Annotated in this window: 19 protein-coding genes; 16 read left to right on the top strand and 3 right to left on the bottom strand. The window is 68.8% G+C overall.

Annotated features, from left to right (window positions below; translation table 11 throughout):
* Positions 1–25: 25 nt before the first annotated feature.
* Positions 26–1,852, bottom strand: coding sequence for an AMP-dependent synthetase/ligase (locus JD292_RS05485; protein ID WP_200131731.1), 1,827 nt, complete (start codon positions 1,850–1,852; stop codon positions 26–28).
* 139 nt (positions 1,853–1,991) lie between these two features.
* Here JD292_RS05485 and JD292_RS05480 point away from each other — a divergent pair, with 139 nt between their 5' ends.
* Positions 1,992–2,669, top strand: a complete 678-nt coding sequence (locus tag JD292_RS05480; protein WP_200131730.1) for a lysophospholipid acyltransferase family protein — start codon at positions 1,992–1,994, stop codon at positions 2,667–2,669.
* Positions 2,670–2,795: 126 nt separating this feature from the next.
* Entirely contained in the window at positions 2,796–4,166 is a 1,371-nt protein-coding gene (locus tag JD292_RS05475; RefSeq protein ID WP_200131729.1) for a class II 3-deoxy-7-phosphoheptulonate synthase, read from the top strand.
* A gap of 139 nt (positions 4,167–4,305) precedes the next feature.
* Here JD292_RS05475 and pknB read toward each other — a convergent pair whose 3' ends face one another.
* Positions 4,306–6,243 (bottom strand): Stk1 family PASTA domain-containing Ser/Thr kinase, encoded by a 1,938-nt coding sequence (gene pknB / locus JD292_RS05470; protein WP_200131753.1) that lies wholly within the window; start codon positions 6,241–6,243, stop codon positions 4,306–4,308.
* A 210-nt stretch (positions 6,244–6,453) separates the two neighbouring features.
* Here pknB and JD292_RS05465 point away from each other — a divergent pair, with 210 nt between their 5' ends.
* The gene (locus tag JD292_RS05465; protein WP_200131728.1) at positions 6,454–6,801 is read left to right on the top strand and encodes an Rv2175c family DNA-binding protein; all 348 of its coding nucleotides are present in this window, start codon (positions 6,454–6,456) and stop codon (positions 6,799–6,801) included.
* Between the two features lie 93 nt (positions 6,802–6,894).
* On the opposite strand, the gene JD292_RS05460 is transcribed toward JD292_RS05465, so the two are convergent.
* Positions 6,895–7,995: a polyprenyl synthetase family protein gene (locus JD292_RS05460; protein ID WP_200131727.1), complete on the bottom strand. Its 1,101-nt coding sequence runs from the start codon at positions 7,993–7,995 to the stop codon at positions 6,895–6,897.
* 72 nt (positions 7,996–8,067) lie between these two features.
* On the opposite strand from JD292_RS05460, the gene JD292_RS05455 reads away from it, so the two are divergent.
* The 13 genes from JD292_RS05455 to JD292_RS12435 all read left to right on the top strand — a co-directional run bounded on the left by JD292_RS05455 (position 8,068) and on the right by JD292_RS12435 (position 23,506).
* On the top strand, positions 8,068–8,445 hold the full coding sequence (locus JD292_RS05455; RefSeq protein WP_200131726.1) for a DUF3040 domain-containing protein: 378 nt from the start codon (positions 8,068–8,070) through the stop codon (positions 8,443–8,445).
* Positions 8,446–8,821: 376 nt separating this feature from the next.
* A complete protein-coding gene (gene mraZ, locus JD292_RS05450) occupies positions 8,822–9,253 on the top strand; it encodes a division/cell wall cluster transcriptional repressor MraZ (RefSeq protein WP_200131725.1) in 432 nt (143 codons plus the stop codon).
* Positions 9,254–9,340: 87 nt separating this feature from the next.
* Positions 9,341–10,309: a 16S rRNA (cytosine(1402)-N(4))-methyltransferase RsmH gene (gene rsmH, locus JD292_RS05445; RefSeq protein ID WP_200131752.1), complete on the top strand. Its 969-nt coding sequence runs from the start codon at positions 9,341–9,343 to the stop codon at positions 10,307–10,309.
* Entirely contained in the window at positions 10,306–10,920 is a 615-nt protein-coding gene (gene ftsL / locus JD292_RS05440) for a cell division protein FtsL (RefSeq protein WP_200131724.1), read from the top strand. The genes rsmH and ftsL overlap by 4 nt, the downstream gene beginning before the upstream one ends.
* A gap of 24 nt (positions 10,921–10,944) precedes the next feature.
* On the top strand, positions 10,945–12,738 hold the full coding sequence (locus JD292_RS05435) for a peptidoglycan D,D-transpeptidase FtsI family protein (protein ID WP_200131723.1): 1,794 nt from the start codon (positions 10,945–10,947) through the stop codon (positions 12,736–12,738).
* Positions 12,739–12,765: 27 nt separating this feature from the next.
* Positions 12,766–14,316: a Mur ligase family protein gene (locus tag JD292_RS05430; protein ID WP_200131722.1), complete on the top strand. Its 1,551-nt coding sequence runs from the start codon at positions 12,766–12,768 to the stop codon at positions 14,314–14,316.
* On the top strand, positions 14,313–15,722 hold the full coding sequence (locus JD292_RS05425; protein WP_200131721.1) for a UDP-N-acetylmuramoyl-tripeptide--D-alanyl-D-alanine ligase: 1,410 nt from the start codon (positions 14,313–14,315) through the stop codon (positions 15,720–15,722). The genes JD292_RS05430 and JD292_RS05425 overlap by 4 nt, the downstream gene beginning before the upstream one ends.
* Positions 15,719–16,804, top strand: coding sequence for a phospho-N-acetylmuramoyl-pentapeptide-transferase (mraY, locus tag JD292_RS05420; protein WP_200131720.1), 1,086 nt, complete (start codon positions 15,719–15,721; stop codon positions 16,802–16,804). Before JD292_RS05425 ends, mraY begins: the two co-directional genes overlap by 4 nt.
* The gene (gene murD, locus JD292_RS05415; protein WP_200131719.1) at positions 16,786–18,306 is read left to right on the top strand and encodes a UDP-N-acetylmuramoyl-L-alanine--D-glutamate ligase; all 1,521 of its coding nucleotides are present in this window, start codon (positions 16,786–16,788) and stop codon (positions 18,304–18,306) included. Before mraY ends, murD begins: the two co-directional genes overlap by 19 nt.
* A gap of 5 nt (positions 18,307–18,311) precedes the next feature.
* Positions 18,312–19,529 (top strand): FtsW/RodA/SpoVE family cell cycle protein, encoded by a 1,218-nt coding sequence (locus tag JD292_RS05410; RefSeq protein WP_200131718.1) that lies wholly within the window; start codon positions 18,312–18,314, stop codon positions 19,527–19,529.
* Positions 19,526–20,602, top strand: coding sequence for a UDP-N-acetylglucosamine--N-acetylmuramyl-(pentapeptide) pyrophosphoryl-undecaprenol N-acetylglucosamine transferase (locus tag JD292_RS05405; RefSeq protein WP_200131717.1), 1,077 nt, complete (start codon positions 19,526–19,528; stop codon positions 20,600–20,602). The genes JD292_RS05410 and JD292_RS05405 overlap by 4 nt, the downstream gene beginning before the upstream one ends.
* A gap of 82 nt (positions 20,603–20,684) precedes the next feature.
* Positions 20,685–22,103 carry a UDP-N-acetylmuramate--L-alanine ligase gene (gene murC / locus JD292_RS05400; RefSeq protein ID WP_200131716.1) on the top strand — a complete coding sequence of 473 codons (1,419 nt, stop codon included), beginning with the start codon at positions 20,685–20,687 and terminating at the stop codon, positions 22,101–22,103.
* Complete coding sequence (locus JD292_RS12435) at positions 22,100–23,506, top strand: cell division protein FtsQ/DivIB (RefSeq protein WP_200131715.1); 1,407 nt, start codon at positions 22,100–22,102, stop codon at positions 23,504–23,506. The genes murC and JD292_RS12435 overlap by 4 nt, the downstream gene beginning before the upstream one ends.
* Positions 23,507–23,630 lie beyond the last annotated feature (124 nt).

The following is a 23,630-nucleotide window of genomic DNA, read 5'->3' as shown; positions in this document are numbered from 1 at the left end:
CCGCGGGTCGGCCGGAGCGGCTGGACTAGGGCGTCTGCAGCGCCTCCGTGCTGGGGTTCTCGCCGTAGATGGCGGCGATCTCGCCCGCGAAGTCGCGGAGGATGTTGTCGCGCTTGATGCTCATCTTCGGGGTCAGATGGCCGTTCGCCTCGAAGAAGTCGGTCGGGAGGATCACGAACTTGCGAATCGACTCGGCGCGGGAAACGTACTTGTTGCCCTCGTCGATCGCGCTCTGCACCTCGGCGAGCACCTTCGGATTCCGCGAGGCCTCTTCGATCGACATGTTGGGATCCTCGCCAGCGTTGTTCAACCAGGCGGGGAGCATCTCCGTGTCGAGCGTCACGAGTGCCGCGATGAACGGCTTCTGGTCGCCGACGACGACGACCTGGCTGATGATCGTGTTCGCGCGGATCGGGTCCTCGAGCGCGGCGGGGGAGACATTCTTGCCGCCGGCGGTGACGATGATCTCCTTCTTGCGGCCCGTGATCGTGAGGTAGCCGTCGGCGTCGAGGGATCCCAGATCGCCGGTCTTGAAGAAGCCGTCCTCGGTGAAGACGGCCTTCGTGGCCTCGGGGTTCTCCCAGTACTCCTTGAAGACGTCGATGCCCTTGACTTCGATCTCGCCGTCCTCGGCAATCCGGATCGTGTGGCCGGGGAGAGCCGGGCCCACGGTGCCGATCTTGAACTTGTCCGGCAGGTTGACGGACACGGGGGCCGTCGTCTCGGTGAGGCCGTAGCCCTCGAGGATCTTCACGCCCAGGCTGCGGTAGAAGTGGCCGAGGTAGTGGCTGAGCGGCGCCGACCCCGAGACCGCGTACTTCACGCGGCCGCCGAGCTTCTCACGGAGCTTCGCGTAGACGAGCTTGTCGAACAGCTTGAACTTGATCCCGAGCATGAACGGAACCTTGCCGGCGTCGAGCGCCTCGGAGTGCTGCACCGCGACCCGCGCTGCGGCGCGGAAGATCTTGCCCTTGCCATCGGCTTCGGTGGACTGCTCGGCCGAGTTGTAGACCTTCTCGAACACGCGCGGAACGGCGAGCAGGAAGGTCGGGCGGAAGGTGCCGAGCGCGGGGAGCAGCTGGGTCGTGTCGGCCTGGTGCCCGACGCGCACACCGGAGTGCACGGCGAGCACGGAGATGAAGCGCGCGAAGACGTGCGCGAGGGTGACGAACAGCAGGGTCGAGGAGCCGGGCTGCTGCACGACTTCGCTGAGCGCGCCCGCGGCGTTGCGGGCGAGGTCGACGAAGTTCGAGTGGGTGAGCACGCAGCCCTTGGGGCGGCCGGTCGAGCCGGAGGTGTAGATGAGCGTGGCGATGTCGGAGCCGACGGCGATGTTGCGGCGACGCTCGATCTCCTCGTCGCTGACGTCCGCGCCGAGGGCGCGCAGCTCGGCGAGCGCTCCCTCGTCCATGCGCCAGCTGAGCGTGACGTTCTTCGCCTCCTGGCGCAGCTCCTCAAAGCGATCAGCGTGATCCTTCGTCTCGGTGAGCATGGCGCGCGCGCCGGAGTTCTCGACGATCCAGTGGATCTGGAGCGGCGAGGAAGTCTCGTAGACGGGGACCATGACGGCGCCCGCGTAGTGGAGGGCAAAGTCCACGAGCGTCCACTCGTAGCTCGTCTTGCACATGAAGGCGACGCGCTCGCCCGGCTCGATTCCGGCGGCGGCGAAGCCCTTGGCGAGCTCGATCACCTGGCGGCGGAACTCCGTCGCGGTGATGTCGGCCCAGCCCTGGCCATCCGGGACCGCGAAGATCGCGCGATCGGGGGTGGCGGCGACGCGCTGCTCGAGCAGGTCGGTGATGTTGTCCTCGGGGACGGATGGAATGAGAACAGGGGTCTCAGTCTGTTGCACGGGAGCTCCTTTGATACCTCGTGTACCGGTCGCAATCTGCGCGCTGCAACGCGCGGCATATGAAATGAGCCTATCTGTATGCGTGTCACGGGGTGCTGAGCGGCTATTCTGGTTCCTCGTCGAGAGGAAAACGCCGACCGTGCTCTATTGGATCTTTAAACACCTGATCATCGGGCCGTTTTTGAAAACGTTGTACCGCCCGTGGGTGGAGGGTGCCGAGAACATTCCGGCTTCCGGACCGGTAATTATTGTCGGAAATCACCTTTCGGTCATCGATTCGTTCTTCATGCCCCTCATGGTGGACCGTCGCGTGTACTTCCTGGCGAAGAGCGACTACTTCACCGGAAAAGGCCTGAAGGGATGGCTGGTCAAGACCTTTATGACCGCCGTCGGACAGCTGCCGATCGACCGCTCAGGCGGAAAAGCCTCCGAGGCCTCGCTCAACACGGGCCTGAGCGTCCTCGATCGTGGGGATGTGCTGGGAATCTACCCGGAGGGCACGCGCAGCCCCGATGCGCGCCTGTACCGGGGCCGGACCGGCGTCGCTCGGCTCGTGCTCGAGTCGGGCGCTGTGGTCGTGCCGATCGTCATGATCGACACCGAGAAGGCGATGCCGATTGGCGCCAAGTTCCCGAAGCTCCGCCGCATCGGCACCGTGATCGGCAAGCCCCTCGACTTCTCCCGCTTCGCGGGGATGAGCGCCGACCGTTTCGTGCTGCGCAGCGTGACCGACGAGATCATGCTCGAGATTCAGAAGCTCAGCGGCCAGGAATACGTCGACGTCTACGCGTCGAGCGTGCGCGCCAAAGCCGCCTAGGCGGCCCGCGAGCCAGCGCCCGCGCCGGTTCGCGGAGCGCGGAACAGCGGCGTCTCCCGGCCTAGTAGGCTGGAAAGGTCGCGGCGCACCGCCGATCGACGCAGAAAACGACCCGAGGGATCGAAGATGACGAGCCAGATCGACGAGACAGCAGCAGCGCGCCTGATCGCCGAGCTCGATCGCTATCGCGAGCTGCCAGCGAAGCAGCAGCCGAGCTGGCCGGACGCCGCGGCCGTCGAGCGCGCAGGGGAGGACCTCGCACTGCAGCCGCCGCTCGTCTTCGCCGGCGAGGCGGACCAGCTCCGCGAGCGCCTGGCCTCCGCTGCGCGCGGTGAGGCTTTCCTGCTGCAGGGCGGCGACTGCGCCGAGACCTTCGAGGCGGCCACTGCGGACAAGATCCGCGACCGCGTGAAGACGCTGCTCCAGATGGCCGTCGTGCTCACGTACGGCGCATCGACCCCCGTGATCAAGGTGGGTCGCATGGCCGGGCAGTTCGCGAAGCCGCGCTCGAGCGACTCCGAGACCCGCGAGGGGGTCACGCTGCCGGCCTACCGCGGCGACCTCGTCAACGGCTACGACTTCACCGAGGAGTCCCGCACCGCCGATCCGTCGCGCCTCGTGCAGGGCTACCACGTCTCCGCCTCGACGCTGAACCTCATTCGCGCGTTCACGCAGGGCGGTTTCGCCGACCTGCGCCAGGTGCACGCGTGGAATCGCGGCTTCGTGTCGAACCCGGCCAACCAGCGCTACGAGTCGCTGGCCGCCGAGATCGATCGCGCCCTGAAGTTCATGGACGCCTGCGGGGTGGATCACACGGCACTCACGCAGACCGAGTTCTACGTCAGCCACGAGGCGCTGCTGCTCGACTACGAGCGCCCGCTCACCCGCATCGACTCGCGGACGGGCGAGCTCTACGACACCTCGGCGCACATGCTCTGGATCGGGGAGCGGACCCGCGATCTCGACGGGGCCCACGTGGAGTTCCTGTCGCACGTCCGCAACCCGATCGGGGTGAAGCTCGGCCCGACGGCGACCGTTGACGATGCGCTGCGGCTCATCGACAAGCTCGATCCCGAGCGCGAGCCGGGCCGCCTCACCTTCATCACTCGCATGGGTGCCGGCAAGATCCGCGACGTGCTGCCGGGGCTGCTCGAGGGCGTTCGCGATGCGGGGGCGACCCCGCTGTGGATCACCGATCCGATGCACGGCAACGGCATCACCACGGCGACGGGGTACAAGACGCGCCGCTTCGACGACGTGATGGACGAGCTCCTCGGGTTCTTCGAGTCGCACCGCGCCGCGGGCACCGTGCCCGGCGGGATCCACGTTGAGCTCACCGGCGACGACGTGACCGAGTGCCTCGGCGGCTCCGAGAACATCGACGAGGCCACGCTCGCGACCCGCTACGAGTCGGTCTGCGACCCGAGGCTCAACCACATGCAGTCGCTCGAGCTCGCGTTCCGGGTGGCCGAAGAACTCAAGCGTTTTTCCCGCTGATCAGGGGGAGTGAGGGGCGCCGCGCGGGTTCGCGCGGCGCCCCTGCGCGTTTCTCGCGCGTGAGCGGGCGCGACGCGCTTCGTTTTGCGCTGCCGGCTCCTGCGAGGACGGTGCGGCGCGGGGTCGGGAGATCCCGACGCTAGAGCGAGATCGTGCTCTTGACGCGGATCTCGGCGCCCTTCGGCGCGCGCTTGCCAGCACCGGGGTCCGTTCCGGTCGCCTTCGCGAAGTCCCTCAGCGCGTCGGGGACGAGCGTCGAAGGCTTGAACCCGGCGCCGGAGAGGATGTTCATCGCCTCCTGCAGCGGCTTTCCCGCGACATCGGGGATGTCGAACAGCTCGGGGCCGAGCGAGATCTGCAGGCCGACGGTGTCGCCCACCCGCACGGTCTCGGAGAGGGGCACGATGCCGATGACGGAGCCCTTCTTCACGGTGTCGCTGTAGGCCTCGGTGTTGTGTTCGGGGGCGTGCTCGAGGCCGGCCTCGCGCAGCTTCGAGGCCGCCTGCTCCGGAGAGCTGCCGGTGACGTCGGGGAACCCGCCGGCGGAGACGATGAGATCGATCCGCCCCTTCTCGGAGTAGGTCTCGCCGAGCCCGTTGCCGTCGGCGTCGAGCGCCGCCAGCACGGTGCCCTTCTGCTGATCGGAGAATCGCTCCTCGATGACCTTGCCGAAGGTGAAGCCCTGCGAGCCGATGAGCTCCTGCGCTTTCGGCTGCGCGAGCCCGACGATCGTGGGGACGGCGAGCTGGCGCGGGCCAGTGGACTTGCAGACGCGCACGGTCGCCCCGCGATCGAGGCGGGTGCCCTCGCCCGGCTCGGTGCGCACTGCCTTGCCCGCCGGGATCTCGAGGCTCGAGCACTCGAACACCTCTGGCACGAGCTGCTGCTCGTTGATCAGGGATTCAGCGGCCGCGAGGTCTTGCCCGGCCACGCCGGGAACGGCGACCTTCGAGCCGGGCCCCTGCCCGAACCACCAGCCGATTCCTCCCGCGACGACGACGAGCACGGCCACGATCAGCGCGGCCCAGACGCCCCGACGCCTGCGCTTCGCCGCGGAGGCGGCGGCGAGCTCGATCGGGCCAGCTGGGACGGGCGGGTCGGCCGCTGGCGTCTGCTCGGCGGTCCCCGCGAAGGAGCCGCCATCCGTGAACGCGCTGCCGGCGGCGAGAGCCTCCTGCTGCACCCGATCGAGGACCGTCGTGGACGGCGTCGGCGTGCCCCCCAGATCGCTCGGGAGGACCCGCGTGGCATTCTCCCCGGGTTCGCCGCGGCGAACGGCCGACAGGAAGTCGAGCGCCTCGCCGGCGTCGAGCGGACGCTGCTCCGGTTCGCGCTGCGTGGTCCAGAGCACGAGCTGGTCGAGCTCGGGTGAGGCCTCGGTGCTTCTCAGCGAGGGTGCGGGAACCTCGGAGTGAGCGTGCTGATAGGCGATCTGCATCGGTTGCTCGCCCGTGAACGGCTGCTCTCCCGTGAGCATTTCGTAGAGCATGATCCCGAAGGCGTACACGTCGCTGCGCGCATCCGCGACGCCGCGGGTGACGAGCTCCGGAGAGAGATACGCGATCGTGCCGAGCAGCGCCTGCCCCGTTGTCGTATTGGCGCTCACCGCGCGCGCGAGCCCGAAATCGCCGAGCTTGATCCTGCCGTCGTCCGCGAGCATCACATTCTCGGGCTTCAGATCACGATGCACGATTCCCGCACGGTGTGCCGCGGCGAGCCCCGCGAGCACCGCCTCGCCGATTTCCATCGACTGTTCGGCGGTCAGGCTCTTCTGCTGCTTCAGGAGCTCGCGGAGCGTGATGCTCGGGAGATACTCCATCACCAGGTACGTTCGGCCCAGATCGTGGCCCTGATCGAAGACGTTCACGAGGTTCGGATGCGAGAGCCGCGCCGCGCTTCTCGCCTCCTGCTCGAAGCGTCGCGTGAAGTTGTCGTCCTCCGCGAGGTGTTCGTGCATGACCTTGACGGCGACGCGGCGCTCCAGGCGGAGATCGTTCGCCAGATAGACCATCGCCATACCGCCGCGGGCGATACGCGAGCGAATCGCGTAGCGTCCGTCGAGCGTCTGCCCGATCATCGGGTCGGAGGGCGCAGGGGTCACGCCGGAATTCTACGGAATAAGAGATGCCGCTCGGTGGACGCGCGCCGGTCCGTGAGGAAACTGCGCGCCGTGACCGGGGCTGGGCGCGTCCGCGAGCGGCGCTGGGTGCGGCCGTCCGGGCGCGCCGCGGCGCATCGCTCGACGCCGCTGTTTGCGCGGGCGCGCTGTCGCTGGCAGAGTTGAAACGTGCCAGAGAATCACGGACCCGACACTCAGTACTTCACGATCCCGGACCTCGTCGAGCGATTCGGCCTGGTGCAGGGCAAGGTCCGCCGGCTCATCGAGGATCACCACCTGGCGGCGGTGCGCGTCGATGGCGTGCTCAAGGTTCCCGCGGAGTTCGTGGTCGATGATCACCCGCTGCCCCCGCTGCGCGGCACGCTGCTGGTGCTCCTCGACGCCGGCTTCTCGAACGACGAGGCCGTCGCGTGGATGCTCGAGGTGAACGACGAGCTGGGCGAGCGCCCCGTTGACTCGCTGCGCGCAGGCCGCAAGAGCGCGGTGCGCCGCGCAACGCAGTCGCTCGCGTTCTAGCCGGCGCGGGCCCCGGTCGATCGATCCATCGCGGCGGGCGATCGCGGACGGGGGCTCCGTAAAGCGGCGGTTCCCGCGCGTTTGGCCCCCTAACTAGGCGGTTCTGCGCGCCGCACGCTCCGCGAGCGTCGCCAGCATGCGCGCAGCGTTCTCCCGGATCGGGGCGCGCCCGATCGCGGTGGTCGCTCGGTCGACGTTGCGAGTGATCATCTCCTCGACCTGATCCACTGCGCCGCTCTCGCGGATGGTGCGCTGCATCATCGCGACCTGGTCGCCGTCGAGTTCGGTGCCGAGAAGGTCGTCGAAGATCCGTTGCTGGGTGCCGGGGAGATTCTCGCGCGCGAGCGTCACGAGGACGGTCCGCTTCCCCTCGACGAGATCGTCGCCGGCGGGCTTGCCCGTGACCTCGGCGTCGCCGAACACGCCGAGCAGATCGTCGCGGAGCTGGAAGGCGACGCCGACGGGGAGCCCGAACTCGGCGAGCGCGGCCTCCTGGTCCTCGTTGGCTCCGGCGAGGGCCGCTCCGATCAGGAGCGGGGCTTCGACGCTGTACTTGGCGGACTTGTAGACGAGCACGCGGGTGGAACGCTCGAGCTGGACGTCGTGCTCGGCGAACAGCGTGCGCTGCTCCTCGAGCACGTCGAGGTACTGGCCGAGCGCAACCTCGCTGCGCATGCGATTGAAGTGCTCGCGCGTGCGCAGGGCCCACCCGCGGTCGGGGGCCGCGTCGCAGGCCGCCTGCATGAGCTCGTCGGCCCAGGACTGCAGGAGATCGCCGAGGAGGATCGCGGAGGCGAGCCCGAAGTGATCGGCAGCGCCCTTCCAGCCGCCCCGCGAGTGGAGCGCGGAGAAGAGCCGATGGACGGAGAGCCGCCCCCTGCGCGTGTCCGAGCGGTCGATGACATCGTCGTGGATGAGCGCGGCCGCGTGGAACAACTCCAGGGCGCACGCCGCGTCGAGCACGGCGCCGAACTCCGCGTCGACCTCGCCGTCGATATCGAGGCCGCGCACCGCGCGGTACCCGAGGATGGCGAACTGGGCGCGGAAGCGCTTACCGCCCGACAGGAAGCCGATTGCTTCGTCGAGCAGGGGAGCGGTATCGGGGCCGAGCGGCTCGAGTCGCTCCCGATGCCGAGCAACGGTGTCGTTGATCCGCTCCTGAATAAGCCCTGCGAGTCGCGTCGTATCCTGCACGCAACTAGCCTAGTCGCGCGGGGCAGCGTAGACTCGTTTGAACAGGAAATCAATCGCCGAGGAGGGGTCGTCATGGCGCTGTCAGAGCACGAGCAGCGACTGCTTGACGAGATGGAGCGCGGCTTCTATCAGAGTGAGGCGGACGTCATGCAGACGGCCACCGGTGCTCGCCGCCGCGTGAATTATCGATCCCTGGTCCTGGGGATCGTCGTAGTGGTCGTCGGAATCGGAGTGCTGGTGGGCGGCGTCGCCGCGCAGCAGCTCTGGCTGGGTTTGATCGGGTTCGCCGTCATGATCGGCGGAGTGACCCTGATGCTCTCGAAGGGATCGACCGAAGAGGTCGTCGCCGGAGAGCACCCCGGCGGGCCGAAGCCGAAGGCGCACGCGCGCGAGTCCTTCAGCGAGCGCGCGGAGCGTCGCTGGGATGAGCGGATGGAGGGCGAGCGCTAGGCTCGCCAGCAGTTTTCAGGCCGGTGGCCGCGGGTGATCCCGCGGCCACCGGTTTTTTTGTGCCCGGATCGCGGGACCGGGCCCCGTTTGCGGCCGTCGATGGGCCGCGGGCTCCCCGGACGCTCCACTTTGCTCCACTCCGGGCTTCGTCCGCGTCCTGGAACGCGGAATCCCATAAGAATCGCTGATCTCGAGGGGGTCAGGGGCGCCACGCCGGAGCGAATTCGCTGCGGAAAGTTGCCGCCGGAGCGGTGAAATGCGGCCGTTCGCGGCGAACCGGGGCGGTGCAGTGGGTGAAATTTGAATTTTGGGGCATGAAGTGGAGGGAAGTGGAGTAATGTAGGGCTCACGTTCGAGTCGGTGAAGGGAGGCATCCGTGTTCCTCGGTACCTTCACGCCCCGGCTCGACGAAAAAGGACGCGTGATCCTGCCCGCCAAATTTCGCGACGAGCTCGCCGACGGGCTCGTGATCACCCGCGGCCAGGAGCACTGCCTCTACGTCTTCAGCGAGGCGGAGTTCGCCGAGATGCACCAGCGCGTGCGCCAGGCACCGCTCGCCTCCAAGCAGGCGCGCGATTACCTCCGCGTGTTCCTGTCGGGAGCCCACCCCGAGACCCCCGACAAGCAGCACCGCATCACGATCCCGCAGGGGCTTCGCGAGTACGCGGGGCTCGATCGGGAACTCGCAGTGATCGGGGCGGGATCCCGCGCCGAGATCTGGGACGCGGAGGCCTGGCAGAAGTACCTCACCGAGCAGGAGAGCGCATTCTCCGCGATCGAGGAGGAGGTGATCCCGGGCATGTTCTAGCCCGGATCCGCCATGACAGAAGCGCCCGAGACCCCCGAAACCTCCGCAGACCACCAGCCAGCCACCAGCATCGAGACCCCCGAACCCATGAGCCCAGACACCCGCGACGCGAGCGAGCTGCACGTCCCCGTGCTGCTCGAGCGCTGCCTCGCGCTTCTCGCGCCGGCCGCCGATCGTGACGGCGCCGTCATCGTCGACGCCACCCTGGGAATGGGCGGCCACACGGAGGCGATGCTCGACGCACATCCCGGGCTGACCGTGATCGGGCTCGACCGCGACACGGAAGCGCTCGAGCTCGCGGGCCGCCGGCTCGCCCGCTTCGGCGATCGCGTCATCCGCGTCCACGCCGTCTACGACGAAATCGGCCGCGCCGTTCGCGAAAGCGGCTTCGAGCGGATCGACGGCGTGCTCTTCGACCTCGGCGTCTCTTCGCTGCAACTCGACGACGCCGATCGCGGATTCGCCTACGCGAAGGACGCCCCGCTCGACATGCGCATGGATCAGAGCCGAGGCGAGACCGCGGCCGACATTCTCGCAACCGCCCCCGAGGGGCGCCTGCGGGCGATCTTCGAGCGCTACGGCGAGGAGCCCCTCGCCGGGCGCTACGCGCGCGCCATCATCGCCGCGCGGCAGAGCGAGCCGATCCTGCGGAGCGGCCAGCTCGTTGAGATCCTGCAGGAAGCCACCCCCGCGGCGGTCCGCGACCAGCGGCACCCGGCGAAGCGGGTCTTCCAGGCGCTCCGGATCGAGGTCAACGGCGAGCTCTCCGTCCTCGAACGCGCGATCCCGGCAGCGCTCGACCTCCTCAGTGTCGGCGGTCGCGCCGTGATCATGTCCTATCAGTCCCTGGAGGACCGCTTCGTGAAGCGTCTGCTCGCGAAGCGGAGCGCCTCGACCGCGCCCCAGGGGCTCCCAGTCGAGCTCCCCGAGCACAAGCCAGAGTTCCGCCTCCTCACCCGGGGTGCGGAGCTCGCCGACGACGACGAACGCGCGCGAAACCCGCGTGCGATCCCGGTGCGCCTCCGCGCCGCCGAACGAGTGAGGGATGAGCGATGAACAACACGGTCCCGGTCGATTTCGACCTCGACGCGCTTCGCGACCCGTCGCTCGGTGCTCCAGGAACCACACCGGCGCGCGAGCGCGAGGAGCGGCATCTCCGGATCGCCACTCCGGCTCCCGCTGGGGAGACCCGCCGCCGGCGCAGCCCGCTCATGGGCTCGCTCATCGCGGTCGGCGTGATCCTCGGCATCATGGGGGCTCAGCTCGGTCTCAGCATCGCCGTCTCGCAGGGCGCCTACGAGACGCGCGCGCTCGAGATCGAGCAGCGCGACCTCGCCCGCGTCGAGCGCGTGCTCTCGCAGAACGTAGACAAGCTGTCGTCCCCGCAGAACCTCGCGGAGAACGCGGCGGCCCTCGGCATGGTGCAGAACTCGCACCCCGCGACCCTGCGCCTGAGCAACGGCGCGGTGCTCGGAGCGCTCGAGTCCAAGACGACCGAGGCGCGCGAGAACCTCGTGCCGAACGCCACGCTCAAGAACATGCCCGTCGTTGACGCGAAGGGGCTGCTCGTTTCGCGAAGCTCGGGACAGGCCGCCGATGATCAGGTCGATCCGACGCAGGCACCGGTACGGTGGAAGGGCAAGCTGCCGGCACCTGAAACGCACTAGTCGGCGACGTTCAGGAGGAGCAGGATGCTGAGATTGCGGGGGAGTCGGGCGCGCCGGGCGATCGCTCTCGGGATCGTCATCGTCGCAGCGCTGCTCTTTCTCGTGCGGCTCGTCGACCTGCAGGTCGTCTCCGCCTCGGCGCTGTCCGAGGAAGCGAAGGACAAGCGGGCGGTTCCCGTCGCGATCCCCAGCGTTCGCGGCGATATCGTCGACCGCAACGGCGAGGTGCTCGCGACGACCGACGAGCGCTACGACGTGCAACTCTCGCCGAAGAATACGAAGCTCAACGGCGGAAAATTCTGGCGCGTCGATACCGATCGCGGTGTCGGAACGGTCGAGGTGACCGCTGCGCAGGCGTTCGAGGAGATCGGCGCGATCACCGGCCAGAAGGGCAGCGAGATCCAGAAGATCGTCGACGACGCCCTCAAGGAGAACAAGAAGTCGGACTTCGCCTACGTCAAGCGCTCCGTCGACCTCGGGCAGCTGAACGAGCTCAAGAAGCTCAAGATCCCGTGGCTGACCTTCGAGAGCCAGAACAAGCGCGCCTACCCGAACGGCGCGGTCGGCGGCAATCTGATCGGCTTCATCAGCTCCGACCAGCAGCCGCAGTCGGGGATCGAAGCCTCCCAGAACGAGTGCCTCACCGGATCGGACGGCTCGGAGACCTACGAGCGCGGCGCGGACGGCGTGGCGCTCCCCGGCAGTGTCGTCGTCGAGAAGAAGGCCAAGAATGGCGGAACGGTCGAGCTCACGATCGACCGCGACCTGCAGTGGGAGGCCCAGCAGGCCATCAACCAGCAGGTGGACAAGGTCGGCGCCGAGTGGGGATTGCTCGTCGTTATGAACGCGAAGACGGGCGAGCTCGTCGCCGTCGCGGAGGACGGCTCCGTCGACCCGAACGACGTCAGCGCCTCAGACCCCGAGAAGCGCGAGGCCCGCTCCTTCGTAGCCCCGTACGAGCCCGGCTCGACCTTCAAGATGATCACAGCGGCGTCGCTCGTCGACCAGGGCAAGGCGGACGCGAGCACGCGCAATCTCACCCCCGACTACCTCGAGCCGGAGCCGGGGGTCCGATTCGGCGACTCCTTCAACCACCCGCCGATGCAGTGGACCCTCGCCGGGATCCTGACCCAGTCCTCGAACGTGGGAACGTCGATGCTCGGTTCCCGTCTCAGCCCCGAGGTCCGCTACGACTACCTCAAGAAGTTCGGGATCGGCACGTCCACCGAGGCCGGCATGCCGCTCGAGGACTCCGGACGTCTCAACGACTATAAGGAGTGGGATCGCCAGACCTCGTACAACACGATGTTCGGCCAGGGCCTCTCCTCCACGATCGTGCAGACGGCCGGCGCCTATCAGGCGATCGCGAACGGGGGCGTCCGCGTGCCGCCGACGCTCGTGAAGTCGTGCACGGCGGACGACGGGAAGAAAACGACCCCGAAGCACGGCGATCCCGTCACCGCGGTGAAGAAGGAGACCTCGAAGGAGGTCATGGCGATGCTCGAGACGGTCGTCGCCTCCGGCTGGTTCAACGAGTTCGTCGACATCCCCGGCTACCGGATCGCGGGCAAGACCGGCACTGCGGAGCAGTCGGACGGGCAGGGCGGCTACCGCGCGGACTTCGTCCACAGCTTCGCCGGAATCTTCCCCGCCGACGATCCGCAGTACGTCGCGGTAGCATCGATCGCGTACCCGACCGCCGGTGATGGCGGCGTGGCAGCCATCACCGCGTTCCACGACGCGGCCGAGGCCACGATCAGGACTTTCCATATTCCTCCGTCCAGCGGAAAATTCACCCCGCTCAAGACTGAGTACTGAGACCAACCGCCCCAGGAGGCACAGCACGTGAGTACCGGAGATTCCCGGAGCATCAGGCCGAAGACGCCCGCACCCGCACCGCTCGAAGCGATCGCGGAACGGTTCGGCCTGTCGGGCGACCCCGCCGGGCTCGCCGCGACGGGGGTCACGCTGGATTCCCGGGACGTCCGCCCCGGTGACCTCTACATCGGCATGCCGGGGGCGAAACGCCACGGTGCGGAGTTCGCGGCGCAGGCGGCCGGCCTCGGAGCGGCCGCGATGCTGACCGACGCCGAGGGCGCGCGGCTCGCCGCCGAGGCGGGCGCGGATCTTCCCGTGCTCGTCACCGAGCAGCACCCGCGAGCGATCATGGGCGAGGTAGCCGCGGCCGTCTACGGCACCGCCGACTTCGGCGCCAAGCTCTTCGGTATCACCGGAACGAACGGAAAGACGAGCGTGGTCTACATGCTCGCCGAGCTGATCCGCGCGGCCGGGATGGTGCCCGGCCTGAGCTCCACCGCCGAGCGCAGAATCGGCGAGGAGGTCATCCAGTCGAACCTCACGAGTCCCGAGGCCTCGGAACTGCACGGCCTGCTCGCGCGCATGGTCGAGCGCGGCGTCGAGGCGGTCGCGGTCGAGGTCTCGGCGCAGGCGGTCGTGCGGCATCGACTCGACGGGGTGCACTTCGACGTCGTCGCGTTCAACAACTTCTCGCAGGACCACCTCGACGAGTTCGGCGACCTCGAGTCCTACTTCGCGGCCAAGCTCGCGCTGTTCACGCCCGAGCACGCCGAGCGCGGGGTCGTCGTGGTCGACGGTCCGTGGGGGCAGCGGATCGCGCGCGAATCGCAGATCCCGGTCACCCGCCTCGCCACCGAGTACGGCCAGGACGCCGACTGGCACCTCGCCATCACGCACCAGAGCCTCGACGGCGTGTCCTTCGTGCTGCAGGGGCCCGAGGGAGCGAGCTTCCGCGGAAGCGTGCCCGTGTTCGGCCGCTTCATGGCGGAGAACGCGGCCCTCGCCCTCATCATGCTGCACGAGGCAGGTATCCCGATCTCGCAGGTCGAGGCTGGCCTCGAGAGGGGTCGGATTCCGGTCTATATTCCCGGGCGACTCGAGGAGATCTCCGACCCCGCGAGCGGGGGGCCGCGCTTCTTCGCCGATTACGGCCACACGCCTGGCGCGTTCGAGGCGATGCTCGACGCACTCCGCGAGGTGGCTCCCGGCCGCGTGATCTTCATGTTCGGGGCCGACGGCGACCGCGACACGACGAAGCGCGAGGAGATGGGGCGGATCGCCGCTGCCGGCTCGGATATCACGATCATCTGCGATTATCACCCGCGTTCCGAACCGCCGGAGGCGATCCGTGCGCAGCTGCTCGAAGGAGCGCGCTCGGCGCAGCACGCCGAGGTCATCGAGGAGGGCGACCCGCGTCAGGCCGTTCGCCTCGCCATTTCCCTCGCCCAACCGGGTGACGTTATTCTGTATGCCGGTCCCGGACATGAGGACCACCAGGAAGTCGCCGGGCGCATGATCCCGTACTCGGCGAGGGACGAAGTACGCGGCGCACTCCGCGAGGCAGGACTGCTCAAGTGATCGACATGACGCTCGCCGAGATCGCGGAGGCCATGAGCGGAACGCTCGTTCTCGGCGCCGACGGCTCCACGGCGGAGACCATCGTCCGGGGAATCTCCCAGACCGATTCGCGCGAGGTGGGGCCGGGCCAGATCTTCTTCGCCCGCCGGGGCGAGGAGACCGACGGGCACCGGTTCGCTGCACAGGCCGTTGACGCCGGTGCCGCGCTGCTCGTGGTCGAGCGCGAGGTCGACGATCGCGTCCCGCAGATCGTCGTCGCGGAGGCCACCGACGCGCTCGGCGCCCTGGCCACCGAGGTCGTGCGCAGGGTGCGCGGGCGCGGGAACCTCACGATCGTCGGGATCACGGGATCCAACGGCAAGACGACCACGAAGAACCTGATCGGGGCAATGGCGGAGCGCGTCGGAGCGACCGTCGCCTCGGAGAAGTCGTTCAACAACGAGGTGGGCGGCCCGCTCACGATGCTGCGCGTCGACGACGACACGCGCACGCTCGTCGCCGAGATGGGGGCGAGCGCGAAGGGCGAGATCTCGCGTCTCACGGCCATGGCGCCTCCGCACATCGGCGTCGTGCTCACGGTCGGCCTCGCCCACGCCGGCGAGTTCGGCGGCATCGAGACGACGTTCCGCACGAAGAGCGAGATGGTGCAGGATCTCCCGGAGACCGCGGTCGCCGTGCTCAACCGCGACGACGCCTACGTCTCGAAGATGGCGGAGCTCACGAGCGCTCGCGTCCGCTGGTTCGGGCTGCATCCGGAGGCCGATGTGCGCGCCACGGACATCGAGTCGTCTGCGGAGGGCACCCGCTTCACCATTCACGCCGACGGTGAGTCGCTTCCGGTGTTCTTCCGCGTGCTCGGCGAGCACCACGTGACGAACGCGCTCGCTGCGGCCGCGGTGGGCCTGGAGCTGGGGCTCCCGCTCGCCGACGTCGTCGCATCGCTCGAGGGCGCAACGCGCGCAGCGCGCTGGCGTATGGAGGTCATGGGCGGCCGCGACCACATCACGATCATCAACGACGCCTACAACGCGAGCCCGGACTCGATGGCGGCCGGCCTGCGCACGCTCGCGCAGATCGCTCGCCCCGAGGGGCGCACGGTCGCGGTGCTCGGCGCGATGAGCGAGCTCGGCGAGTATTCGATCGAGGAGCACATCCGCATCGGCCTGCAGGCGGTGCGACTCCGGATCTCGGAGCTCGTCGTGGTCGGCGCGGAGGCCCGCCATCTGCACATCAGTGCCATCAACGAGGGATCCTGGGACGGCGAGAGCGTCTTCTTCGAGGACCAGGATTCCGCATTCGAATACCTGGAGCGCACGCTCCGTCCGGAGGATACCGTGCTGGTGAAGTCGTCGAATGCCGCGGGCCTTCGACTCCTCGGTGATCGACTCGGGGAGGCGTTCGCGTGATCGCGCTACTCATTGCCGGCGGCTTCTCGCTGCTGTACTCGCTCCTGCTCACGCCGCTGTTCGTGCGCGGGTTCCGGAAGCTCCACTGGGGGCAGTTCATTCGCGAGGACGGCCCTGAGTCGCACTACGCGAAGCGCGGCACGCCCACGATGGGCGGCCTGATCTTCATCTCGGGCGCCGTGATCGCGTACTTCCTCGGGAAGCTCGTGATGGGCGAGTCGCCGACGCCGTCGGCGCTGCTCGTGCTCCTCATGGCGGTCGGCGCGGGCGCTGTGGGCTTCATCGACGACTTCCTGAAGACGCGGAAGCAGCAGTCGCTGGGCCTCGGAGGCTGGGCGAAGATCGTCGGCCAGGTGGTCATCGCCGTGCTGTTCGCCCTGCTCGCGCTGCAGTTCGCGAATGAGGCCGGGCTCACCCCAGCCTCGACGCACATCTCGATCTTCCGCGATCTGCCGTTCGATTTCATGACCTTCGGCGTCATCTTCGGCACGGGCCTGTTCGTGCTCTGGGTGATGCTCATCACGACCGCCGCGACGAACGCGGTCAACGTGACCGACGGGCTCGACGGTCTCGCCGGTGGCGCCTCGCTGTTCGCGTTCGGCGCCTACCTCATCATCGGCTTCTGGCAGGCCGCGCAGGCCTGCGTTGCAACGGCGAACGAGCCCGGATGCTACGAGGTGCGCGATCCGATGGATCTCGCGGTCGTCGCAGCGGCATTCATGGGCGGCCTCGCCGGCTTCCTGTGGTGGAACACGAGTCCGGCCCACGTCTACATGGGCGATACCGGCTCGATGGGCCTGGGTGGGGCGATCGCCGCGTTCGCGATCCTGACCCGCACCGAGCTGCTCCTGATCCTGATCGGCGGCTTGTTCCTCGTCGAGACCGGCTCCGTGATCCTGCAGCGCCTCTACTTCAAGGTGACGAAGGGCAAACGCATCTTCCTGATGAGCCCGATCCACCACCACTTCGAGCTCAAGGGCTGGGCCGAGGTCACGGTCGTCGTCCGGTTCTGGATCGTCGCCGGACTGTTCGTGATCGCGGGCGTCGGCGCGTTCTACGGCGAATGGTTGCTGCAGCAGTGACGGAGGGCAACGTGAACGAGGCGAACATCTACGCGAAGCTCGTGGCCGAGCGGGTGGCCGGCCTCACGAGCTGGCACGACGACTGGCGCGGGCTGCGCGTCGCGGTCCTCGGCCTCGGCGTGACCGGGTTCTCGGTCGCGGACACGCTCGTCGAGCTGGGCGCGCGCGTGCGCGTCATCTACGGCGCCCCCGACGCGGATCGCGAGCGTCTGCTCGACGTGATCGGCTCCGAGCGCGCCTGCCTCGAAGGCGACGACGCGCAACTCGAGGATCTCGTCCGCTTCGACCCCGAACTCGTCGTCGTTTCGCCCGGCTACCGGCCGGACCATCCGCTCACCGAGTGGGCGACGGAGCGCGGGATCACCGTCTGGGGCGACATCGAGCTCGGCTGGCGACTGCGCGACAAGACCTCGCGGATCGCCGACTGGATCTGCATCACCGGCACCAACGGGAAGACGACGACCACCCAGCTCACCGCGCACATGCTGCAGGCCGGCGGGCTCCGCGTGACGCCGGCGGGCAACATCGGATCCCCGATCCTGGACGCGCTTCGCGACCCGCAGGGCTATGACGTGATCGTGGTCGAACTCTCGAGCTTCCAACTCGAGCGCATCGGGGAAATCTCCCCGTTCGCGAGCGTCTGCCTGAACTTCGCGGACGACCATCTTGACTGGCATGGCAGTGCCGAGGCCTACTGGGCCGCGAAGGCCCGCGTCTACGACAACACCCAGGTCGCGTGCGTCTACAACCGTGCCGACGCGGAGACCGAGCGGATGGTCGAGGAGGCGGACGTCGTCGAGGGCGCGCGCGCCATCAGCTTCGGCCTCGACACCCCGCCGCCGAGCGGCTTCGGGATCGTCGAGGGGCTGCTCGTCGATCGCGGCTTCCACGCCGAGCGGCGCAGCGAGGCCTACGAGATCCTCTCCGCCGAGGAACTGCAGGAGCGCGGGATCGGCCAGCCGCACATGGTGCAGAACATCCTCGCCGCGGCGGCGCTCGCGCGTTCGCGCGGGGTCGAGCCTGGCGAGATCGCGCAGGCCGTCCTCGCCTTCACGCCGGACCAGCATCGCGCGCAGCAGCTCGCCGAGATCCGCGGCGTGCACTGGATCGACGACTCGAAGGCAACGAACGCGCACGCCGCCGATGCCTCGCTCCGCGCGATGAACGATGTCGTGTGGATCCTCGGCGGCCTGCTCAAGGGCGTCGACATCGATGAGCTCGTCGCGAAGCACGCGAAGCGGCTCAGGGGCGCCGTCGTGATCGGCGTCGACCGCGCGCCCGTGCTTGCGGCGCTCCGGCGTCACCTGGGTGAGCGGCCGGTCGTCGAGATTGCCGAGGAGGACTCGGAGCGGGTCATGCCGGCAGCGGTCTCCGCTGCGGCCGAGATCGCCCAGCCGGGCGACACGGTGCTGCTCTCGCCCGCGGCGGCCTCGATGGACCAGTTCGAGAGCTACTCAGACCGCGGCCGTCGCTTCCAGGCGGCGGTGCGGGAGCTGGAGTAACCGGCATGGCTGAGCGGCAGGGAGCGCAGCGCGACGCCGCGGGCGCCCCCGGCCAGGCGCGAATCCGGCTCGGCTCGGCGTTCCGCGTGGGCACCGACTCGAACGTGATCGCGCTGTGGGCGATCACGATCCTCATGGTGGGCTTCGGCCTCATCATGGTGCTGTCTTCGTCCTCGATCACGTCCTACCTCGACAACCAGGGGTTCTTCGGCGGTTTCTGGCGCCAGGCGATGTTCGCCGTGATCGGTTTCCCGCTCATGATCCTCGCGTCGATGATGCCGATCTCCTTCTGGAAACGGTGGGCGTGGGTGCTGTTCGGCGTCGGAATCGGCCTGCAGCTGCTCGTGTTCACCCCGCTGGGCATCGAGGTCTACGGCAACCGCAACTGGATCCAGATCGGCTCGATCGGCGCGCAGCCGTCCGAGGCGCTGAAGCTCGCGCTGGTCGTCTGGGTGGGAACGGTGCTCCTGCGCAAGGAACCCCTGCTCGGGCAGATGAAGCACGAGCTCATTCCGGTGATTCTGCCTGGTGCGCTGCTCGCCCTCGGCGTCGTGCTGCTCGGCAAGGATCTCGGCACCGTGATGATCATGGCCGCGCTCGTCATCGGCGCGATGTTCTTCGGTGGTGTGAGCTGGAAGTCGCTCGGCGTTGTCGCGCTCGGCGGTCTGCTCGCCGTGTTCTTCTTCGTGGTGACGAGCCAGAACCGCCTGGACCGACTCTTCGGCCACGCGGGAGGAGACTCGGACTACAGCGGTCTCGGCTGGCAGCCCCTGCACGGCAAGTGGGCGCTCGCGGGAGGCGGGCTCTTCGGCGTGGGACTCGGCGGCTCGAAGGCGAAGTGGTCCTGGCTCCCCGCCGCCGACAACGACTACATCTTCGCGATCATCGGCGAGGAGCTGGGCCTGATCGGCGCGCTGCTCGTGATCCTGATGTTCGTCGCGCTCGCGGTGGTGCTGCTGCGCGTCATCACGAACGCCCGCGACCGCTTCGGCCGCGCCGTCACCGGCGGGGTGCTCGTCTGGATCGTGGGCCAGGCGTTCGTGAACATCGGCGTCGTGATCGGGATCCTTCCCGTGCTCGGCGTGCCCCTGCCGCTGATCAGCGCCGGCGGCACCGCGCTCATCGCGTGTCTGCTCGCCCTCGGCGTAGTCATATCCATCGCGCGCGACGGCGCGCAGTACCGCGCGGAGCTCGACGCGGAGAACGGAGGGAATCGGGGATGACCCGCTATCTGCTCGCCGGAGGCGGCACCGCCGGCCACGTGAACCCGCTGCTCGCACTCGCGGATCTCATCCGTGCCGAGGAACCCGATGCCGAGATCGTCGTGCTCGGCACGCGTGAGGGCCTCGAGGCCCGCCTCGTGCCCGAGCGCGGCTACGAGCTCGCGTTCATCGAGCGCCTGCCGTTCCCGCGCCGCCCGAATCTCGCGGCGCTGCGGTTTCCTGCCCGCTTCGCTCGCGCCGTGCGACAGGTGCGCCGGCTGATCCGCGATCGCAGGATCGATGTCGTCGTCGGTTTCGGCGGTTACGCCTCGGCACCCGCGTATCGCGCGGGCGCCAAGGAGGGGATCCCCGTCGTCATCCACGAGGCGAACGCGAAGCCCGGCATGGCGAACAAGCTGGGGGCGAGGAGCACCCCCTACGTTGGCGTCACATTCGCCGGGACGCCGATCCCGAACGCCCGCGTGACGGGGATGCCGCTGCGTCCCGAGGTCGTCGCCCTGGACCGGCCGGCGCTCCGCGCGGAAGCCCGCACACACTTCGGGCTCGACCCCGAGCGGCCGACGCTTCTCGTGACGGGCGGCTCGCTCGGGGCGCGGGCGATCAACGAGGGCATTTCCTCGTCGGCGCAGACGATTGTGGACTCCGGCGCGCAGGTACTGCACGTGTGGGGCGGGCTGACGGAGCTCGTCAATCCCGGTGTGCCCGGCTATCAGGTGATTCCGTACTGCGATCGGATGGATCTCGCGTTCGCCGCCTGCGATCTCGCGGTCTCTCGAGCGGGGTCGACGACCGTGAGCGAGCTTTCCGGGCTCGGGATCCCCGCCGTTTTCGTGCCCTACAGCGTGGGGAACGGGGAACAGCGATTCAACGCGGCAGGGGTGGTCGAGGCCGGGGGAGCGCTGCTCGTCGAGGACGCCGAGCTCACGCCATCGTGGGTGTCCTCGGTTCTTCTTCCCCTGCTCACGGACGAGAATCGGCTCGCGGAGATGTCGACGCGCGCGCGCAATGCCGGAACGCTGGACGGCACCGAGCGGCTCCTCGCGCTCGTGCGCGAGGCGCTCGCCGCGCGGTGACACCGGCGCGCGGCCGGTTCGCAGCCGCGGCAGGAACCTGGCGGTACGCTGGGGAGTTGAAATGTCCTGAGGAGGCACCCGCATGATCTATCCCGACCTCGATCTCCAGATCCCGGACGAGCTCGGCAACGTGCACTTCGTCGGAATCGGCGGGTCAGGCATGAGCGGCATCGCTCGCATGATGCACCGCGCCGGCGTCCGAGTGACCGGCTCGGATCGCTCCTCGAACTACTCGACCGTCGCGCTCGAGGAGCTCGGGATCCCCGTTGCGATCGGGCATGACGCCGAGAACGTCGGGGACGCGAACACGCTCGTCGTGACGGGCGCGCTGTGGCAGGACAATCCCGAGTACCAGCGGGCGCTCGCAGACGGCATCCCCGTGCTGCATCGCTCGCAGGCGCTCGCCTGGCTGGCACGCGGACGGCGTGTGGTCTCCGTCGCTGGTGCGCACGGGAAGACCACGTCGACCGGCATGATCGTCACCGGCCTGCTCGGCGTCGGGGCGGATCCCTCGTTCGTCAACGGCGGCATCATCGAGTCGCTCGGCGTGAGCGCCGCCCCGGGATCCGACGATCTGTTCGTCATCGAGGCCGACGAGTCCGACAAGTCGTTCCTGCTCTACGACACCTCCGTCGCGCTCGTCACGAACGTCGACCCCGAGCACCTCGACTTCTACGGCTCTCGCGAGGCGTTCATGAGCGCGTTCGTCGACTTCGCTCGCGGGGCGCGGGAGCTCGTGGTGATCTCCGCGGACGATCCGGGAGCACTGGAGGTGCTCGCGGAACTGCGCACGGGGGAGAGCGCCCCGATCAGGACTTTCGGAGAGGCCGCCGATGCCGATGTGCGGCTCGTCTCCGTCGACGACTCCGGCCCCGTGCGGTTCGCCGTCGAGATCGACGGTGTGCGGCACGAGGCGCAGCTCTCGGTGTTCGGGCGGCACAACGCGGTCAACGCGGTCGGCGCGCTCGCCGTGCTCACCGGGCTCGGCTTCGAAGCGGGTGCCGCGCTCGCGGCGATCGCGGAGTTCGGCGGGACGAAGCGCCGCTTCGAGTTCCACGCCGAGGTGGGCGGGGTGCGGGTCTACGACGACTACGCGCATCATCCCACCGAGGTCGAGGCACTGCTCGACTCCGCGCGGGCGGTCGTCGGCGAGGGCCGCCTGATCGCGATCCACCAGCCCCACCTGTTCAGCCGCACGAGCATGTTCCACCGGGAGTTCGCGAGCGTGCTCGAGCACGGCGCCGACCACACGGTCGTGCTGTCGGTCGACGGCGCGCGGGAGGATCCGGTTCCCGGCGTCACGGGAGCGCTCGTTGCCGACGACTTCGCCGATGCCTCGAAGGTCGCCTACGTGGATGATTGGCAGCGCGCTGCCGATTACCTCGCCGAGATCGCGCGCCCGGGCGACGTGATGGTGACGATGAGCTGCGGCACGGTCTATCGGATCATTCCCCAGGTCGTCGAGGCGCTGCGCGGTCGATTCGAGTCCGAGTCGCGGTGAAACGGCCGAGCGGATTCGACCCCGGCGCCGAGCCGCGCGGGCGAAAGCGGGATCGCGGGCGCGATCTCGACCTCGATGCCGATCTCGAATCCGGCCACTCTGTCGAGCCCGCGGAAGCGGGCCGCGAGGGCCGCGGCGCTGACGGCCGCGGTTCACGGGCCGGTTCGCTGTTCGGGAGGCGGCGTGACGCGCTGCGCGAGCGCGCCGTCGAGCGGGACGAGGCCGAGACGGTTTCTCCCGGGAGCGGCCCCGTGCCCGGCGCGTCAGCGGGATCTGCCACGGCGACTACGGGCGATGCCGGGGCGGACGCGAACCGCGACGTTCCTGGCGATGAGCAGCTGACCGAGGAGATCGCGCCGACGATCGACCTCGATTCGGTGCGGTCTCTCCGCGAGGACGGGGCTCATCGCGTTCCTGGAACCCAGGAGAACGCGGACCGATCGGGCGCTGCACCAGCGGGCGTGGCCGACGGATCCGCCTCGAGCGGGGCAGCAGCTCCCGGCTCAGTGCACGGGGAGGATCCCGACGAGCAGGCCACAACGGAACTCTCCGAACTGCGGCGCGGCAGCGTCGCGGGCGGTGCCCTCGCGCGCTTGCGAGAGGGTCGCGCCGAGCGCGCCGCCGATCCGGTGCGGGCCGCCGAGCGCCGCCTGCGCGAGGCCGGCAAGGCCAGGAAAGCGCGGTTCAAGCGAGAGCGCCGCCGCTTCTCCGCGGAGGCGCGTCGCAGGCGCCGGGCGTGGTTGATCGCGGGCGGAGCCGTGCTCGCGCTCGCGCTTTTCGTGCTGATCGGGGTATTCACGCCGCTGACCGCGGTCAAGGAGATCCGGATCGAGGGTGCCTCCGCGGTGCCGCAGGCGGAGGTGAACGATGCGCTGAAGCGCTTCGAGGGTGTCCCGCTCGCGCTCGTGAACGACGCCGAGGTGCACGGCGCGCTCGAGAAGTTCCCTCGGATTCAGCGCTATGCGGTGGAGCGGATCCCGCCGTCGACCCTCGTGGTTCGCATCGAGGAGCGGACTCCCGTCATGGGGATCAAGGAGGGGGGCTCCTTCGCCGTGGTGGATGCCGCTGGCGTGGTGCTCTCGACCTCCAAGGAGCCGCCGAAGGGCGTCCCGGTCGGCAGCGGATCGCTGGTGGATCGCAACTCGGTCGCGTTCAGGACCTCCGCGACGGCGCTGCGCGACATCCCCGCGAAGCTGCGCGAGCAGATCGCCACCGTGCACGCGACGAGCGGTCAGGATGTGACCTTCGGTCTCGCGAGCGGAGTGTCCGTGGTGTGGGGAGACGCGAGCGACTCCCGGTACAAGGCTCTCGTACTCGACACGACGATGAAGTCGCTCGCGCAGCAGAAGCGACCCGTTTCGAAGATCGATGTGTCCTCTCCGGGCGCCCCGGTCTTCCGCTAGCCGGTCGGGATTCCCGATCCGAACCGCGGATCCGCTGAAATCCTGTGGCGCGACTCGGCGTGTCTGCGCCGTGGCCGGCGAACGAGACCATAGCGTTGTGCGCAGGTAATGTATACGGCGATAC

The sequence above is a fragment of the Leucobacter edaphi genome (assembly GCF_016522535.1).
In the GTDB taxonomy this organism is placed as follows: Bacteria; Actinomycetota; Actinomycetes; order Actinomycetales; family Microbacteriaceae; genus Leucobacter; species Leucobacter edaphi.
The sequence above is the reverse complement of the archived record's forward strand: the minus strand, read 5'-3'. Positions and strand labels throughout refer to the sequence as shown.